The sequence below is a fragment of the Asaia sp. VD9 genome (assembly GCF_037150015.1).
GTDB lineage: Bacteria > Pseudomonadota > Alphaproteobacteria > Acetobacterales > Acetobacteraceae > Asaia.
On sequence record NZ_JBBCQM010000005.1, the window covers coordinates 117028 to 134696 of the forward strand.

Annotated in this window: 14 protein-coding genes; 5 read left to right on the forward strand and 9 right to left on the reverse strand. The window is 61.1% G+C overall.

Going from position 1 to position 17669, the window contains the following annotated elements; all coding sequences use genetic code 11:
- Positions 1 to 104 precede the first annotated feature (104 nt).
- Together alaS and WFJ47_RS08280 are read right to left on the reverse strand one after the other, a co-directional pair.
- On the reverse strand, positions 105 to 2756 hold the full coding sequence (gene alaS / locus WFJ47_RS08275; RefSeq protein WP_336762224.1) for an alanine--tRNA ligase: 2652 nt from the start codon (positions 2754 to 2756) through the stop codon (positions 105 to 107).
- A gap of 90 nt (positions 2757 to 2846) precedes the next feature.
- Positions 2847 to 3353, reverse strand: coding sequence for a GtrA family protein (locus WFJ47_RS08280; protein ID WP_233582057.1), 507 nt, complete (start codon positions 3351 to 3353; stop codon positions 2847 to 2849).
- A 257-nt stretch (positions 3354 to 3610) separates the two neighbouring features.
- Between WFJ47_RS08280 and WFJ47_RS08285 the strand changes: the two genes are divergently transcribed.
- The 3 genes from WFJ47_RS08285 to WFJ47_RS08295 are packed head-to-tail and all read left to right on the forward strand — an operon-like array spanning position 3611 to position 4233.
- Positions 3611 to 3793, forward strand: coding sequence for a hypothetical protein (locus WFJ47_RS08285; protein ID WP_336762442.1), 183 nt, complete (start codon positions 3611 to 3613; stop codon positions 3791 to 3793).
- Entirely contained in the window at positions 3756 to 4094 is a 339-nt protein-coding gene (locus WFJ47_RS08290) for an SDR family oxidoreductase (RefSeq protein ID WP_336762227.1), read from the forward strand. The genes WFJ47_RS08285 and WFJ47_RS08290 overlap by 38 nt, the downstream gene beginning before the upstream one ends.
- Positions 4000 to 4233 carry an SDR family oxidoreductase gene (locus WFJ47_RS08295; RefSeq protein ID WP_336762444.1) on the forward strand — a complete coding sequence of 78 codons (234 nt, stop codon included), beginning with the start codon at positions 4000 to 4002 and terminating at the stop codon, positions 4231 to 4233. Before WFJ47_RS08290 ends, WFJ47_RS08295 begins: the two co-directional genes overlap by 95 nt.
- Here WFJ47_RS08295 and pnuC read toward each other — a convergent pair.
- From pnuC to WFJ47_RS08310, 3 genes are read right to left on the reverse strand one after another with little or no spacing between them, the layout of a single operon-like run.
- Complete coding sequence (pnuC, locus tag WFJ47_RS08300) at positions 4222 to 4785, reverse strand: nicotinamide riboside transporter PnuC (RefSeq protein WP_127102193.1); 564 nt, start codon at positions 4783 to 4785, stop codon at positions 4222 to 4224. The genes WFJ47_RS08295 and pnuC overlap by 12 nt on opposite strands.
- Positions 4785 to 6011 (reverse strand): phosphotransferase, encoded by a 1227-nt coding sequence (locus tag WFJ47_RS08305; protein WP_336762230.1) that lies wholly within the window; start codon positions 6009 to 6011, stop codon positions 4785 to 4787. Before WFJ47_RS08305 ends, pnuC begins: the two co-directional genes overlap by 1 nt.
- Positions 6011 to 8401 carry a TonB-dependent receptor gene (locus WFJ47_RS08310; RefSeq protein ID WP_408868636.1) on the reverse strand — a complete coding sequence of 797 codons (2391 nt, stop codon included), beginning with the start codon at positions 8399 to 8401 and terminating at the stop codon, positions 6011 to 6013. The genes WFJ47_RS08305 and WFJ47_RS08310 overlap by 1 nt, the downstream gene beginning before the upstream one ends.
- Positions 8402 to 8546: 145 nt before the next feature.
- On the opposite strand from WFJ47_RS08310, the gene WFJ47_RS08315 reads away from it, so the two are divergent.
- Positions 8547 to 9302 (forward strand): hypothetical protein, encoded by a 756-nt coding sequence (locus WFJ47_RS08315; RefSeq protein WP_336762232.1) that lies wholly within the window; start codon positions 8547 to 8549, stop codon positions 9300 to 9302.
- Between the two features lie 39 nt (positions 9303 to 9341).
- Here the strand turns inward: WFJ47_RS08315 and WFJ47_RS08320 are convergent, their stop codons facing one another.
- The 3 genes from WFJ47_RS08320 to WFJ47_RS08330 form a co-directional block, all read right to left on the reverse strand.
- Entirely contained in the window at positions 9342 to 10511 is a 1170-nt protein-coding gene (locus WFJ47_RS08320; protein WP_336762234.1) for an arabinose transporter, read from the reverse strand.
- Positions 10512 to 10663: 152 nt separating this feature from the next.
- Positions 10664 to 12046, reverse strand: a complete 1383-nt coding sequence (locus tag WFJ47_RS08325; RefSeq protein ID WP_336762236.1) for an amidase — start codon at positions 12044 to 12046, stop codon at positions 10664 to 10666.
- Between the two features lie 51 nt (positions 12047 to 12097).
- On the reverse strand, positions 12098 to 12901 hold the full coding sequence (locus WFJ47_RS08330) for an NAD kinase (RefSeq protein WP_127102187.1): 804 nt from the start codon (positions 12899 to 12901) through the stop codon (positions 12098 to 12100).
- A 249-nt stretch (positions 12902 to 13150) separates the two neighbouring features.
- Between WFJ47_RS08330 and moaB the strand changes: the two genes are divergently transcribed.
- Positions 13151 to 13669, forward strand: a complete 519-nt coding sequence (gene moaB, locus WFJ47_RS08335; RefSeq protein WP_336762238.1) for a molybdenum cofactor biosynthesis protein B — start codon at positions 13151 to 13153, stop codon at positions 13667 to 13669.
- 24 nt (positions 13670 to 13693) lie between these two features.
- Here moaB and WFJ47_RS08340 read toward each other — a convergent pair whose 3' ends face one another.
- On the reverse strand, positions 13694 to 17431 hold the full coding sequence (locus WFJ47_RS08340) for a glycoside hydrolase family 99-like domain-containing protein (protein ID WP_336762240.1): 3738 nt from the start codon (positions 17429 to 17431) through the stop codon (positions 13694 to 13696).
- Between the last annotated feature and the right edge of the window lie 238 nt (positions 17432 to 17669).

Sequence of the window (17669 nt, forward strand, 5' to 3'; positions counted from 1 at the left end):
ACTGCTGTATTAGTGCAACAGCTTGAACTCAGATGCCTTCGATGCCGCGCTTTTGATTAGGTGTCCATGCCATAACGACATGGTTCACCCTTTGTCATGATCGCTCAGGCAGAGAGCGTTTTTCTGAGTGAATCGAACACGGCGTCGCTATTCGGCTGCGGCCCGCCGGCCTGGGCCATATCGGGGCGGCCACCACCGCCCTTGCCGCCCATTTCAGCCGAAGCAAGGCGCACCAGGTCAACGGCATTGAAGCGATCATTCAGGTCCTTTGTGACCGCCACGACCACGCTGCCCTTGCCCTCAGCGGTCGAGATCAGCGCCACGACGCCGCTTCCGATCTGCTTTGTAATGGCCTCAGCCATGTTCTTGAGTTCGCGCGGCGCCACATCGCCCAGATCACGCGGAACGAAGGTCACGCCATTGATGGTCTCGCTGGCGGAATCTGCCTGACCGGTGGCGAGGCGCCTTTGAAGTTCCGAGACCTGTCGTTCGAGCGCGCGACGCTCTTCCACGAGCGCGGCGAGGCGGTCGGGCGCCTCGGCCACGGTGGCCTTCAGCAGATCGGCCATGCGACGCAGGCGTTCATCGGCTTCGATCGCGAGCCGGTCGGCCGCAACGCCGCAAACGGCTTCGATACGACGCACACCGGCCGAGACGCCGCTTTCCGACACGATACGGAATGGCCCGATCTCACCCGTGCGGCCCACATGCGTGCCACCGCAAAGTTCGATCGAGTAGGCGCCGCGCGTGTCATCGCCCAGCCCCATGGAGACCACACGGACCTCGTCGCCGTATTTTTCGCCGAACAACGCCATGGCGCCCTCGGCTACGGCGGTCTCGGGCGTCATGATGCGCGTTTCGACGGCGCTGTTCTCGCGAATGCGGGCATTCACCTCGCGCTCGACCAGAGCCAGTTCCTCGGCCGTAATGGGGCGCGGCTGTGACACGTCGAAGCGCAGGCGCTCCGGCGCGTTCAAACTGCCCTTCTGGGCGACATGATCACCCAGCTGGCGACGCAGGGCCTCATGAAGCAGGTGGGTTGCGGAGTGATGCCCGCGCACGGCCTGGCGCCTTGTATGGTCGATCTCGGCTGTGACCGAAGTGCCGGGGCATACGGTGCCTTCGAGTACGCGGCCATAATGCACCAGCAGATCGCCATTGCGCTTCTGGGTGTCAGTGATCTCGATCCGCAGATTCTCACCGACCAGCACGCCATGATCGCCCACCTGTCCACCGCTTTCGCCATAGAAGGGGGTCTGGTTCAGCAGGATGGCGATCTCGTCGCCCGCTGTGGCGCTCTCGCTCTCGACACCGGCCTTCGCAATCAGAACGATCTCGGCATCGGCCTTTTCCGAGTTATAGCCCAGGAACTCCGAGGCGCCGAAGCGCTCCCGCGCGTCGAACCAGATGGTCTCCGCCGCAGCATCGCCTGAACCGACCCATGCCGCGCGCGCACGGGCGCGCTGCTCGGCCATGGCGGCTTCGAACCCGGTCACGTCGACCGTGCGGCCCTGTTCGCGCAGCGCATCCTGGGTCAGGTCAAGCGGGAAGCCAAACGTATCATACAGCTTGAAGGCAACGTCGCCCGGCAGGGCACCGCCTTCAGCCACGCGGGCGGTCTCGTCTTCGAGCAGCGACATGCCGCGCTCAAGCAGGGCGGTGAAGCGTTCTTCCTCACCCTTCATGGTTTCGGCGATGAGCGCCTGATGCTGGACCAGTTCGGGATAGGCCGAACCCATCTGGCGGATCAGTGCGGGGAGCAGGCGATAGAATACCGGCTCGGTCGCGCCCAGACGCTGCAAATGGCGCATGGCACGGCGCATGATACGACGCAGCACATAGCCACGCCCATCCTTGGACGGCATGACGCCATCGGCAATCAGGAAGGCGGTCGAGCGCAGATGATCGGCCACCACGCGATGGCTCGCACGCAGCGCGCCATCGGGGTCGGTGCTGAGTGCATTAGCGGTCGCTTCGACCAGGCTGCGCAGCACGTCGGTGTCATAGACATCGCGCTTGCCCTGCATGACGGCGGCAAAGCGTTCAAGCCCCATACCCGTATCGATCGAGGGGCGCGGCAGCGGCGCGCGCGTGCCCGGAGGCCCTTCAAGATACTGCATGAAGACGAGATTCCAGATCTCGACGAAGCGATCCCCGTCTTCCTCGGGCGAGCCCGGCGGGCCACCCCAGACATCGGGTCCGTGATCAAAGAAGATCTCCGAGCAGGGGCCACAAGGGCCGGTATCGCCCATGCGCCAGAAATTGTCGGAAGTCGGGATTCGAATGATCTTCTCTTCGGGCAGGCCAGCGATCTTGCGCCACAGACCGGCTGCTTCCTCATCCTCGGCATAGACCGTGGCGAGGAGCTTCTCTTTCGGCAGGCCATAGCCCTTGGTCAGGAGATTCCAGGCAAACTCGATCGCGTCGGCCTTGAAATAATCGCCGAAGGAGAAATTGCCGAGCATTTCGAAAAAGGTCAGATGGCGAGCCGTGTAGCCGACATTGTCCAGATCGTTATGCTTGCCGCCCGCGCGCACGACCTTCTGAGCCGTGGTCGCTCGGGTATAGGGGCGGGTTTCCTGCCCTGTGAACACGTTCTTGAACGGCACCATGCCAGCATTGGTGAAGAGCAGGGTCGGGTCGTTCTGAGGCACCAGCGGTGCTGAAGGAACGATCTTGTGGCCCTGGTCTCCGAAATACTTCAGAAACGCGCTGCGCAGCTCATTTGTGGTGGTGTTGTGGATCGGTGTGGTCATGGCGCGAGCAGAAAATCCCGATTGCGGCGTGAAGATGGCATCTCCACTAGAGCAAAGAGACCGCAAAGGAAATGTTTTGCGCGTGGGCTCTCAGGATTCCAGATCGCGATCGACCGGATCGACATTCAGATCCACGGCCATCTGGGCCAGTTCCATGGGCGTTTCAGGTACTTTGGCGCGGAAGACAAGCTTGCGTGACAGATTGAAATTGGCCATCAGCCCCATCAATGACCCGGCGGCCAGCGGCAAAGCCACATGGCGTGAGCAGAATGGAATGGTGAAGCATAGCGCATAGACCGTGCCGCGATTGAGCAGGAACCCGAAGCTGTTGGCCGCAAGGAAACGCAGCCATTGCAGGATGGGATGATCGCGATGGGCGACACTGCGAAAGGTCCAGATCTGGTTGAGCAGCCAGTTGAGGCTGGCGACCAGGAAATAGGACAGCAATGTTGCAGCCGTCAGGCCGAGTTCGGGGCGCAGCAGCGTGACGATCAGGATGTCCCAGACCAGCCCCAAGGCCCCGATGATCCCGAAACGCAGGAACTGCGTGATGAGCTGTCTTGGCGCCCGGGGGTAGAAGAGGCGTTTCTTCAGCAAGGGGCAGGGCCTTTCGCAATCACCGGTGGATGGCGACAAGCTGGTAAGACGATCGCGTAACGGATGCAAGGCTCGGTAGAACGCGATCCCGGCCAGATCACTTCAGTGAGGGGAGCGCCCAGGTTCGATTGCCCGGGGGATATCCCGGGGTGGCGCCGCCAGCGGTATCTTGCACACTCAGCTCTTCCTCGGAAAAGGAGAGCCGATATGAATGCTGCATCTGCCCTGGTCACAGGGGGGGGAGCCGCGGTGTAGGCGTGGCCATTTGCAAGCGTCTGGCGCAGGATTGGTTCGATGTCGCTTTGACCCATGCGCATAATGAAGCCCGTGCCCTCGAGACGAAGGCGGCCATCGAAGCACTGGGGCGACGTGCGCTTGTGATACGGACGGATCGACACTTTGATGTGCAATGCAGGGGGCTATCCCTATGGTCCGATTGACAGCATGAGCGATGGTGAGATTGAGTCCACGCTCTCTCAACCTGCGCGGGACCATGATCGAGACAGCCGCCGCGCTGCCCCATATGCGCAAGGGGGGAGCCTTATTTATATGGGATCGGCTTTCGGTGAGCGCATGCCGCTGCCAGGTGTGTCGGTCTACGCCGCGACCAAGGCGGCGCTGGTCGGGTTCTTGCGAGGCGTTGTGCGTGATGTCGGTCCGCGCGGCATTACGGCCAACGAACGCGGTCCAGCCCGGCCTGATCGATACCGAATGGAACCAGGCGGACGGGGCCCATGCTGAAACGCTTGCAAGCTTTGTCGCCAGTGGTGCCTTTGGCGAGACAGGGCATATCGCTGCGGCTGTGTCCTACCTTGCGGGCCCGGCAGCCAGCTATGTGAACGGAACGACGCTCACCGTCGGTGGCGGGTTATGCGCGTGACAGCCGGGCCCTGCGCCAGCTGAACCAGCCCCAGATTGCAAGCCCTGTGAGTCCTGCATAGAGCCCCGCACTGAGCCAGAGACTACGCTCGATGAACAGGGCCACATAGGCGCAGTCGACGGCGATCCAGAGGGGCCAGCAGGCAATGAAGCGGCGTGCTGTCCAGATCTGGCCAATCACACTGAACACGCTCAGCGCTGCATCGGTCATCGGAGCAGCGTCGCTCGTCCAATGCCGGAGCGCGACGCCTAGGACCGTGCTGGCCGCGACACCCAGAGCAAGATCTCGTGCCAGGATGGCGCGACCGATAGGCCTTACGGCAATGCCCGCCTCCCTGCGCGCCACGCGATACCAGTCGTACCAGCCTTTCAGAAGAAACAGGCAAAAGACGATCTGCAGCGCGGAATCCGCGTAGAGCCGGGCTCTTGCGAAGACGACCAGATAGAGAAGTGAGGCGAGCAGGGAGCAGGGCCAGCCGAGCACGCGTCGCTGCGCGGTAAGGGCAATGCCCATCATGGTCACGATAACGGCCAGAGCTTCGATCGGGGACATCACCGTGCGTTGCCCAGACTGTCCGGGGACGCGACGAGATCCAGCAATTTCTGCCCATTCTTTGTGCTGAACCAGCGCGCATGGGCCACGAGATAAGTGTCATGGGTGACGCGCGCGAGTGCAGGTTGCTCGACAAGACAGGTGTAATACCAGATCTCCGAACAAGCGAAGGAAACGTGGGCGAGGGGAAGAAATGCGGCGATGCCCGCCCTATCCTGCGCAGTGAGCGGCCATTCTTTGTGGTAGCCGCGCAGGAAAGCGCGCACTTGTTTCCAGTCGACCGAATAATCGGGCGCGGTGTCTGGTGTTGCGTGCGGCGTGAGCCATCCGATCATGCTGCGCTCCATGGCAACGGCGAGGTCGAAACCCCGCGTCGTCAGATCGGCCATGCTGAAATCGAACGGTACGCCTGCGGAGTAAGATGCTTCATCGCTCAGCCCTGTGCTGCTTTGCGGCGCAGGGCGCTCATGCCAGATGAGGTTGGAGCCGTGCCAGTCGCCATGACCCCACCGCAGGACCGGCGCCACAAGAAGGGGGGCTGCACGTTCGAAATGGGGCGTCAACGCAGCAATCAAGGCGTGATCTCCCCCCAGATCCGTCAGAGCCTGCTCCAGGTCAGGCATCGATGCGATCCATGCCCGCAGCCCTGACGCCGGGCCATGCGGGCCACAGAGCGGGGTGAGTGCAGAGACGAGGGAGCGCTGGGCACGAGACGGCGCGGAGTATCCCTCTGCTGCACGATGAAAACGCGCCAGTGCATTCCCGGCCTCGAATGCCTGATCAGCAGTGAGATATGACTCCCATGACATGCGATCGCGATAAAGATCCTGTCCGTCCAGCGCCGGGAAACACTCATAGCACCAGATCGCACCATCTCTGCCTTGCGATGAGTACGTGGTGTCGCCCGAGGACGTGGCACGAGGCAGGGCCACCGCCAGACCATGCCGGGCCAGATGGGCGATGAAGTCGTGTTCCTGGCGCAAGGCGGCCGCATCACGCAGGGCGCGATGATGACGCTTGAGAAACCAGATGGCGCCAGACCCGTCCCGCAGGCGCGAAACGGCGGAAAACGGGCGCGCGCTGTGCCACTCAATGGCCTTTTCGCAGGTGAGGTCGAAGGCGCTTAGAGCCTCCTGCGCCTCGTTTTTCGTAATCAGGGGCCAGTCACGCTTGGCCTCTTTGCCCCAGAGGCCGAACTGACCGGGGGCCTCGGGCGTACCGGTCATCAAAAGCCGGCTGTTGCCGTCGCGAGGGCAGAAAAGCCACCGCCGATATAGTAATCCGGTGCGCTTCCCGCGATGGTCGTTCTATAACGCCCGAGAGTATCCCGTGCGTTGAGCGTGGGGTCGGCAACGCCCGAAAGATAGTGCTCATTGGTGATGTTGATGAAGTTCAGACGGATCGACGGGGCTTTCAGGCGCTTTGCATCAGAAAAACGATAACCGAGCGTCAGATTACCTGTCGTATGATCGCTGATACGCTCGTCATTGGTGAAAGTGGCGTATTGCCTGCCGGTGTACTGAACGGCGGCAAACCCGAAAACATGTCCGTCATCATAGGTGAGCCCCGCCGAGGCCTGTAGCCGGGGGCTGCGCACCGCGGTTTTGCCGGCAGTGGGCAACAGATCTCCGTTGCTCGCGATGTTGTTGTCGATCGTGGCGTGCAGATACTCGCCGGAAACATAGGGCGCCCAGTGATGCCAGGGCCGAAGACCAATCTCGACATCCAGACCACGGGAGGTCTGGCCACCCGCATTCATTGTCGAGGATACCGGGGTGTTGTTGATCAAGACCTGCGTCTGGATCTGCCTGTTGGTAAAGTTATAGTTGAAGAAGGTCAGGCTCCCTGTCACGAGCGGCCCGCTATATCGATATCCCAGCTCTTCGGAGATGGAATATTCGTTGCGCAGATCTCCCGAGCCAGTAGTGCCGGTCGCGCCACTCGTCGGATCGTAGTTATTGTAGAGCGCCGTGAAGGCGGGAGCTCTGAAATTGGTTGTCGTATTCACGAAGATCTGGTGGCGTGCGGTGATTTGGTAGCGCAGGCCAAGCCGGGGGAGCGGTACGGCGCTATTGCTGCCCACGTGATATTGCGGGCCCGGTACGGCATTCGTTCCAACGCGGCTGACCATCACCTCCTTGAAACCGGCCTCGATCAGGAGCCGGTCTGAAAGCAGGTGCATCCGGTCGCCAATATACAGGGCATTGGTCATGCTGATCGTGTGGTTATTGCCAGCAACATAGATGCCGCCATCCGACAGCCTGACGAAATTGCGGGTACCACTCCCCCAGATATTCGGTGACCCGCCATTTGCAGAGACGGGCGAGAAAGACTGGACTTCGTGATCGTCGCCGTAATCGAACCAGTATCCGAGCACGGTCTCGTTCCAGCCCTGCTTCCACGCGATTTCGGAAGTGAATCCTGAGCGGTAGCTGCGCTGGGTGTAATTGGCGCGTACGATCGCCTGATCGTCTTGGGCGCTCGGTAACGACAGGACATCGCCCAGGGCCTGTGTGCCCGTGTAGAGCCCACTCAGGGGAAGGGTGGAACCGCCAGGGACGTTTCCATAGGCGCCCTGGGCATAGGGCGTGGCATTGAAGGTCAGGTGATCCGTCAGTGCGAGCGAGACGGGAGCACCCATATACAGGGTCCGCTCCGGCGCGCGCCACAGGCGCTGATAATACTGGGCCTCATCCGGGTTTGACGGATCATACTTGCCCGAAAGCGCATTGGCCGAAGACACGCCGTACGATTTGAAGGCGTCCTTCGAAACCTGCGGGTAGTAGCTCGTGATCGTGCTGTTGAAGCTGCCGAGCAGAGATGCGTGGGAGCGTTCACCGATATCGCGTACCAGCTTGAAATCGATATGATGGCGCATGTCATGGCCCGGCCCACGCCAGTTTTCAGCGCTCGTGTGGGAGTAGGACACAAAGCCGCGCAGCCCGGTATGCCCGATCAATCCGGTATCGAGACGCAGGAATTCGCGGTTCGTATTGTATGAGCCATAGGAAACCGAGGCTGTGCCTCCCGCCTTGCGAGCCGGATCACGGAAACTCAGGCTCATGAGGCCGCCAGCCGCATTGAGCACCGGGCTATCAAGATCGGCGGCACCCTGGCTGAGGGCGACCTGCCGATAATTCTCGCCGTCTGCAAACTGACTGGGATAGCCCGAGTAAAAGGCCAGATCGTTCAGCGGCATGCCCTCCAGCACGTAACCGATCGAATCCGTATTGAGCCCACGCACGGAAATTGTCGTCTGGGGGGAGAGCCCCATGGCATCGGACGCAGCGACATTGGCACCGGGCAACATCGAGACCAGTTGGTAGGCGGTCGAGATGGGGGCCTGCTTGGCGATGAACGCGCTATCCACTGCGCTGATCGAACGCACCGCGTGCTGGGCTTCGATCAGCCCACCACCGCGCTCGGCCTCGCGTTTTTCCGGCTCCGTCGCCTTGACCGTAATCTGTTCGGTTTTCGCTTTTTTTACCGGAATACTGGCCCCGCGTGCATTCTGGGCGGCGATGACAATGCTCGCGCCACATCCGGCGACGCCGCAAAGAAGCCAGAACCTGCGTGCGGATCGGCGCGAGGGGGCCAGGTGAAATGCCACTATCATAATCCAGCTGTCAGGGCGCGTCGGCTTTGCGGGGGCGGGGCTGCCGGGCAGGCCAGGCTACAGGGAAGGGTCGATATGAGAGCAATTCTCATAGAAGACCCATCGCGGCAAGACCAATCGCCCTCCTGGCTCAAAGCCTCGCCTCATGGGCGTCGGCCTATCCCGGCTCGCTGGACATACCGAGCTTCATGCCGAGCTAACGCGTCGCCAGGGTTTTGCCGCCATTGATCGCGATCACGGCGCCACTACTTCATCAGTGGGCTTTCGGCGCCTTGGTCTCCGCCCCATACATGTTTCGGCACAGGGCGAGAGCGGTCGTCATCTGGGCGCGCACCCTGATTTCTGCTATTCGGCCATGGAGCAAGGGGAGGAAGCGTGCGTGGCAGACCGGATCGTGGAACCGCAGATCATCGAGCAGCATGTTGGTGGCTGGGTCATCAAACGCGATACGGATAATGCGCCTCATCGCGCCGGTCCTGAGGATATCACGTTTTTGAGCCGATTGCTGTCTGAACAGGGTGCGCGTTCGGAAGCCGAAGCGATCGAGGCGGTGGCCTCTGCCCTTGCCGGTTGGCTCGTGCAGAAAGCGCGCGGGGAGCGCCCATCATCGCTCGCCGCGGACGATCACCTCGCGTTGATCAGACTTCTTCCACCGGTAGGGATGGTAGAGGACGGGACTGCGGATGCGGATCTCGATACGGCAGCTTTGCACCCGGAGGCAGATATCGGCAGCGGTGCTGCTGTGGAGATACCGCACGAACCGGAAATCCAGAGCGCTGCCGTGCACACGGCGCCTGACGCGTCCGCTTCACGCCCGAGTTTGACGCCCGTTCCTCTGCCTCGATACGACCTGCTGGAAGGTCACGACATGGCGCGCTTTCATCTCGACCACGGGATCTGAGCGTTCCTGTCTGATGCCGGGAGGGCGTCGTCTTTCGGCTCAAATCGCGCGCTGGGGGCGTCTGAGGCGGAGCACCAGCACGAGCCCGATCAGCGCACAGACCATGCCCATGATGAAAATCGCCCGATAGCCGAGATGATCCGAAACCAGACCGGCGACAGGCCCGCTGACCGCATAAGACAGATCCTGGAACGCGGCGAAGCCCCCGAGTGCCGTTGCGCGCATGGGGCCACTGACCCGGCGGACCACCTCGACGCCCATTGATGGATAGATCAGCGAGCACCCGGCTCCGGTTGCGACCGCGCCGATCAGCGCCAGAGCGGGTGAGGGCGCCAAGGCAATACAGGCCTGACCGATGGCCTCGATCGACAGAGAGGCCAGAGCGACGCGAATGCCGCCGAAACGGTCTGGCATATGGCCGCAGAATATTCGTCCCGCGACGAATGCGCCGCCAAAGCATGTCAGCCCCAGTGCGCCGTAGGACCAGTGGCGATTGATGAAATAGACCGAGAGAAAAGCCCCGAGCACGGCAAACCCGACACCCTGGAGTGCCACGACCGTTCCGAAAGGACGTATCGTGCCCAGAACGGGCCAGAAGGAGCCGCGCTCGCCGGTCAGGACGGGTGCCGCCGAAACAGGCTGGATGATGACCAGACCGATGCAGGGCAGGAGCGTGCACAGGATCATCAGCGTTGAAAATCCGGCATGATGGAAAAGCGATAACCCGACAGGGCCACCAAAAGCGAAAGCGCCGTACATGGCGGCCCCGGTCCAGGTCAGCACCTTTCCCGCTCCTTTTGCCCCCATCAATCCGATGCCCCAGCCATGCATGCCGACAAGCGTGTAGCTCTCTCCAACGCCCAGAAGCAGGCGCCCCAGAATCAGCAGACAAAACGAGGGCAGTCGCGGCAGAATCCCGAGGCCAGGAACGAGGCATATCAGGCTTGCCAGCGCGTAGAGCATCAGGCCGAAACGCATTGCCGAACGGCCGCCGCGTGAATCGGTAAAGCCGCCTGCGAGGGTGCGGGTCAGAATTGTCGACACGAACGCGATGCCCACAGCGACACCGGCCAGAGCGTTCCCATAGCCGGGCCATGAGGTGACGAAGGGGGGGATGACTGCCAGCGGCATTGCTACGGCGAGGTAAGAAAGGAAGAGGGCGGTAGTCAGGAAGACGAGTTGACCCGGAGCGGGGGCGCTTTCTGCCATGGCTGGTGACTCGTTCTGGGCTGGAGCGGATTGCGAAATGGACGGGGAACGCTAGACTTCCTGACCGAACGGTTCAAATAACGCTGTAGTGACGTGATCCCATCCCATGGACCTTCGCCGATTCTCCGAGGCTGTTTCACGCCTCGCGATGGTCAGGAAGATTTCAGGCGGTTTTCGCAACGCTGCGCGATGCGCGCGAGGGATGCATCCTGACCGTGACACGCGGTCAGCATCATTCCCGCAGGCAGCCCCTTCCAGTGCAGGGGCAGGCTGTAGGAGCAGCCATCCAGCAGGTTGGCAAGGGACGGGTTGCGCAGCATCAACCGATTGTACCGCGCATAGGCCTGAGGGTCGTCGCATGCCGAGATCATTGGAGGCAGGACCGGCACGGTCGGGCTGATGAGCGCATCGAAACCCAGCATATCCTGATTGAAGCGCGCACAAAGCTTCTGCCGTTCGATGTAGAGTCGGCGCAACGCGGCGACGCTCGTGTTGGCGCCCAGGATCATGCGTTCCCGAACCCGAGGGTCGAATTCCTCAGGGTGGTGCAACAGATCATCATGGAAGTAATGATAGGATTCTGCTGCGACAATCTGCGCCTGCAGGTTCAGATCGGCGATGTCCTGCAGAAGTGGCATGGGCTGGCGGATGATCTCTATCCCGGCATTTTCGAGATGCCTCATGACGGCTTCGAAAACCGAGAGCACCTGGCCATCTGCCTCATCACGGACGAATGAGGTGGGCAGGAGCAGGCGTATCGGGGCGCTCTGAGGCTCGGGCGCGACCCAGTCCGTGGTTTGGCCAGTCATCAGATGATCGAGGAGATGACAATCCGAAACGGTCAGCGCTACACTGCCCACGCTGTCGAATGTCGGCGATAAAGGGATCATGCCCTTGCGGCTGATCTTGCCGGCTGTCGGCTTGAAGCCGGTAAGGGCATTTAGCGCGGCAGGAATGCGACAGGACCCCCCGGTGTCGGATCCGATACTCGCCAGAGCGGCCCCCGTCGCGACTGATACCGCGCCGCCCGATGTGGAGCCTCCCGGAATGGCGCGTCCGTCGTCCACCAGCGTGTTCCAGGGCTGCGCGCCATGCGGATTGAGGCCGAGACCCGAATAGGCGAATTCGGTCATCTGTGTTCGGCCGATCAGAATGAAGCCTGCCGCCCGGAGGGGGGCAATCGCTTCGGCGTCGCCCGGAGCCACCGGACGGTCTGCCAGAAGAGTCGAGCCTGCACGCGTGATCTGGCCTTTCAGATCGAACAGATCCTTGACAGAGATCGGCAGCCCAGCCCAGGGCGAGGCCTGGTAGCCCTTGGCGCGTATCCGGTCAGCAGCATCGGCATATTGCCGCGCGCGATCGGCGGAGAAGTCCGACGTATAGGCCGCGCGTGCATTTTCGCAGCTTTCGATCTTTTCCAGGCATTGCTCGACCAGGGCCCTGCTGCTTGTCTCGCCCTTTGCCAGGCGTTGCGCTGTCATCACCAGCCCCTCGGGAATGGGGGAGAAGCTTGAACCTCTTGCTGAACCGCTCATTGGCTGGGCTTTCTTGTTATTATGCCGGTTGAAGATGGCTGATCTGGATGTCTACTCGGCGAATTGCTCCGCGATGATGCGCTCAGACAGCCCGTGATCAGGGTCGAACAAAATCGTCGCCGTGATCGAGCGATCCTCGCGCACGGTGGCCTCGACGACATCGCGGACCTCAAGGAAATCCGCGACCGCCGCGCAGGGCCTCTTATCCTGTTCTAGCAATGTGAAGCGCACGACCGCGCTCGACGGCAACAGCGCGCCACGCCACCGACGCGGACGGAAGGCTGAGATGGGCGTCAGGGGCAGCAGATTGGCCGTCAAAGGGACAATTGGGCCGTGAGCCGACAGGTTATAGGCGGTCGACCCTGCAGGGGTTGCAACGATCACTCCGTCACAGACCAGTTCTGGCAGGCGGACGCGCTGGTCGACCTCGATACGGATCTTGACGGCCTGTCGCGTCTGGCGAAACAGGAACACGTCATTGAAGGCGATCCCTTCATGGAGTGTGCCGTCACGCCCTGTGGCTTTCATGCGCAAGGGATGAAGTTCCGAGGCCTGGGCGCGCGTGAGCCTCGCGATCAGATCTTCATCTGAAACCGTATTGAGGAGAAAGCCGACCGAGCCGCAATTGAGCCCATAAGCCGGTATCCCGTGTTCGGTCACCTTATGGAGCACTTCCAGCAGGAAGCCATCTCCCCCCAGGCAAACAACGACCTCTGCATCGCATAGCGGCGTATCGCCATAAGTGGCGACAAATTTGGCCCGGGTTTTCTGGGCGATTTCGGTTGGTGAAGCCAGAAAGGCGATCCGCTCCGGCGGGGCGTCGAAACGGGCTTTTGGCGCGGGAGGAAGGCTCATTACCGTTCGAGGCTTTCAGTGGAAGACGCCCGGTCATGTAAAGGGGAGAACGCCAGCAAGATCACCTGTCCAAACACCTGGGAGCTACTAGGGAGACGTACCCTAACCACGCCAGACAATCCTCGCAACACTCCATCGTCACTGGAGCGTGATCGCTACGATCATGGCTGCGCATTGCGCCGTGTCTTCCCGTCCCGAGGAAATCGCGTGATACTCTCGTGCCAAATGCAGCATGAAAGGGACGGGTCGGTGACAGAGAAGGACGAGGGAGGTTTCAGGCCCTGTGCGATAGCCATTCTGACAATCTCCGATACCCGAACACCGGAGACTGATCGTTCCGGGCAGATCCTCGCTGATCGCGTCATCCAGGCAGGTCACATGCTGACGGCGCGCGATCTTGTGCCTGACACACTGGGCGAGATCGTCGAGCGATTGAGGCTGTGGATTGCCCGAGAGGATATCGAGGTGATCATCACGACAGGCGGGACGGGAATCACGGCCCGCGATGTGACGCCCGAAGCCTTTCAGAGGGTTATCGACAAGGAGATACCCGGCTTTGGAGAATTGTTTCGGATGCTCTCCTACGCCAAGATTGGCACGGCCACTATCCAGTCCCGCGCCCTGGCCGGAATTGCATCGCGCACTCTCCTCTTTGCGCTTCCCGGCTCGACCGGGGCGGTTGCGGATGGATGGGACGACATCCTGACCCATCAGCTCGATAATCGGCACCGCCCCTGCAATTTCGTTGATCTCCTCCCGCGGCTCTAAAGCTGCGCGACGGCTTGGGTCCTCTCACTGAGCGAGGCGCGCACGCGGGGGGGCTTCGAGGCCGAATTGCCTGCGTAATCCGTCTCTATAAAGCTTTTGGACCTGCATGAGATCCTCGGCCCGTCCAAAGCGGGTGGCGATCTCATCGTGTAGACGCTCTATTTCAGCCAGATGAGCGCTCTCGTCGAGAGCTCCTGTCACCGAACGCTGGTGGCGCCGATGGATGTTGAGGGGGCGCGCAAGATACGCGATCTGCGCGCCAGGCTGCATCAATATTTCCAGATAGACGCGCCAGTCACCGGCCAGCCGATAGGTGCCAAGTTCTGCCATGCAGGCGGATAGGGCTGCGTTGAATGCTTCGCGCCTGAACAAAACGGCGCTCACATTCAGGATCAGATTGGCGTGGCCCAGAAAATTCCTGACGAAATCCTGCCCTGGCATCACCATGTCGCGCCCAAGTTGGGCCCCGACATGACTCCTGTAGTAATCCTGGTAATCGGGGCCGAGGCTTATTCCCTCACCATCGATCGGGCGACTGTCGCAGAAGGCCATGACCGCCCCTTTCACTTGCCCGGCGAGACTCCCAAGCGAGGAAAGAAATTCAGGCTCACTCAGATCATCTGCTTCCGCAATCCAGATCCAGTTTCCCTGTGCGATTTCAGCGGCGCGTTGCCATTGTGCGAAAACCGAACCGCTTTGACGGGTCTGACGAATGATCCTCACGCCACGAGCGAAGGCCTCGGCCGTCTGCTCGGCCAGATCGGCCGACCCGTCCTGCGAGCAGTCATCCAGCACGATAATCTCGAGAACCGGACAGTCCTGTGCAAAGATGGTTGCAAGACGTGCCACAAGATAGCGTGCGTAGTTGTAGGAAAGCACAACGACTGAAATCCGGGGTAAATCGGGCATCGCTCGCCCGAGCACCTCCGCCGCATAGGCATCGAAGGAAAATCGCGCGCGCAGGGCGGTCCCGAGCGTGGAACGCTGCCCCCTCGCGGTAGGTGGAAGCCGGGCGCGCTTGAGAATGAGTGACCCCAGCGCCGGAAGATCGCCCGGCTGGAGGATCGCATGGCGCGTGTCTCCCTCGCTTGCCAGGGTTTCGAGGAGATCGGGGATCATGCCGCAGCGCGCGAAGGCCGCGCAGGGCAAGCCGCTGGCGAGCGCCTCGAGCGCGGCAGACGGATATGGGTCCTCGCGTGACGTTAGAACGAACTGATCCGCTGCGGAGAGGAATGGACTGACATTGTCGACCCGTCCCGGCAGATGGAAATTGCCGCTGTCGAGAGCCGGTTTCAAATCTGATTCCAGCGCAGTCTCGATGGCAGGAGAAAGGGCGCCCACCCAGAGAAAATGGATAGGGCGAACAGTTTCCTGCCCATTGATCAGGGCGGTGAAACTCGGGCTGCGCAGCATGCTCCATAATTGCAGGAAGAGGTCGAACCCCTTGCGCGTATCGCCGTAGCCCACGCCGATCACCACATGGGCGAGGGCAGGGATGCCGTAAGCCTGACGTACGCGCAGTCTGTCCTCGGGGGTGAAGGTCACCGGGTTGTACAAGCCTTGGGGCAGGATGTGCGCATTCGGGCAGATACGGGTCAGCATGGCGCCGGGAACGATTAGCCCAAATGCGCGCTTCATGGCCTCGGCCAGCGGGCGTTCGAGGTCGTGGTGGCGGATCATCCCGGGAAGTTCGTGGATCAGCAGGGTGAAGGGGATGCCGGCTTCAACCAGATCAGGCGTCAGAACGGTGGTGACAGCGCTGTTCATGAGGGCTGCACCGAAGCCCTCGATGCGCAGGGAGGCCAGTCGCTCACGGCATGCTGGCTCGCCGGGCCGAAGAATTTCCACGGTTGCGACCTGCCGGTACTGGGGAAGCATTTCGCCCCCGCCCAGAAGCAGAAACGCGATGTCGAGCCCGTGATTTCTTTGCAACGCCTTGCCGAGTGAGAGCAAAAGCATCTGGGCGCCAGCCGGGAAAGCATCATGGCCGATCAGCAACAGACGTGTCTTGCCCAATCCGCCGCGCAAGCGTGTGACAGCGCGTGCCGTTGCATTGAGGTAGGCGGCGCCATAATGCACGTCGGGTTCGAGATAGGTGCCCTCTGCCCATTCATTCCAGGCGTTGATACAGACCAGCGTTTCTCCGAAGACCGGATTATCTCGCGCCTTCTCGATCGTCTCACTCAGCCACCGCTCGTAAAGGGCAGGGGTCGAACCATGCAGGACCAGTCCCGCCCCCTGTCTTCTCGCGTCATTGTCCCATGAGGGGCTGACCGTGCGTATGAGTGGAAAAGCGGGGGCGGGGTCGGCCAGCGCCTTGTCGACCAATTCGGCATAATCATAGACCCGGGCCGTCATGTCCTGATCGAGAATGTCGAGGCGGTCTTCGATGGGGGTGCAGGTGCAGGTCAGCTTGTGTGGCGGGAACTCGATCGCCGCATCCATGCCGAAATGGCGCGGATCATGGTCGTCGAATGCCTGGGCCATGACGAAGACCGGCATGATCCCCTCTTGCTCCCTAAACAGCGCGCGCCATCTGCGCAGGCGCTGTTGCGCTTTGGGAATGGCACCCGGGCGGTAGATCATGAGTACAGGGCGTTCACCAAAACGAATATATCGGGGGTCACGCATGTGTCGTGCGAAATCCGCGATCAGGGCTTCGTCATCTTCAAAACGGTAGTTCTGCGAAATCAGGACGTCCTGATCTCCGCCATCCCAGCGACGGCTCCAGTTTTCATTGGCCCACATGAGGCAGAACGGAAGCGAGATTTCGGGCGAGCGAAGCAGGATCTCCATGGGCTGTTCGAGCAGTCGGGTGCCGTTGAACCAGTAATGATAGAAGATAAAGCCTTCGACCCCGCTCTCATGCGCCATTTTCGCCTGACGGCGCAGAGTCTCGGCACTGTCGAGCCGGTAATGGCCCAGATCCCGCGGGGTTCTTGGCTGATAGTGATCGGCAAAGCGGGGAACACCGCGGCTCAGATTCGTCCATTCCGTAAAGCCCTTGCCCCACCAGCGATCATTGGCCTCGACGGGATGAAATTGCGGCAGGTAATAAGCGAGCACGCGTGCCCGACGCAGTGAAGCATCAGGCAGCGGTTGATGCTCTTCGAACTCCGCAGCAGGCTGGGTGCGTCGGCGGATTTCGCGGGCAATGGTCGTCTCGTGGGCGGGAAGGGCTGGAAAGATGCCCGGCTCATGGCGATGGTCGAGCCAGTGCAGGAACGCATTGACTTCGGGTTGGTGACGCAGATAGCGCTGCCGGTAGAAAGCCGGATCGAACCCCGCGAAAGGGCGTCGCGCCTCACGGAACCCTTGCACCATATAGTGCTCGACGGGGTCCATGCCCGAGGCGGCCACATCCGGATTATTCTGAAGATAAAATACAGGGTCGAATTCCGGCATGGGATGGATGTCAGGGAGACGCCTGTTGGCGAGGTAATGCGCCAGGGCATTCATGTTGACCGGCACCTGATTGGCCTGACGATACCAGATCGGATCGAACCAGGGGACCGGGCGGCGTCCCTCGTACTCGCCTCGGGTGAGGTAATGATGCAGGGGGTCCTCTGTCACATCCCGGTAGCGGGCGAGATACCAGCCAGGGTCGAAAAACGGGTTGGGTTTGCGTCCTTCGCGCCAGCCTGTGCTGTGATAATGCGCGAGTGCGCCACTCCCTAGATCCTGGAGATCCGGATTGCGTGACAGGTAGAACGCCGTGTCGAACAGGCCTGAATGCCCGATGCAGCGTAGAACTGTGGGCATGATCGGTCTCCCTTCATCGATTCGTTAAAAAAACATTAATCGCCTCAAGTCACGCTGCCTAACATTCATTCGAACGAAGATGCAATTATTCTGCAATGCGCTGTTAAGACGGGAGAAATGCTGACCTCAGGGTCAGCTCTGAGCCGTGTCCCCTGGATTGTGTGAAGGAATTGCGGGAACGCCCGAGCAGTGGCATATCTCTCCCCAAAACCGCTGGCTTATTATTCTCCCATGGCAT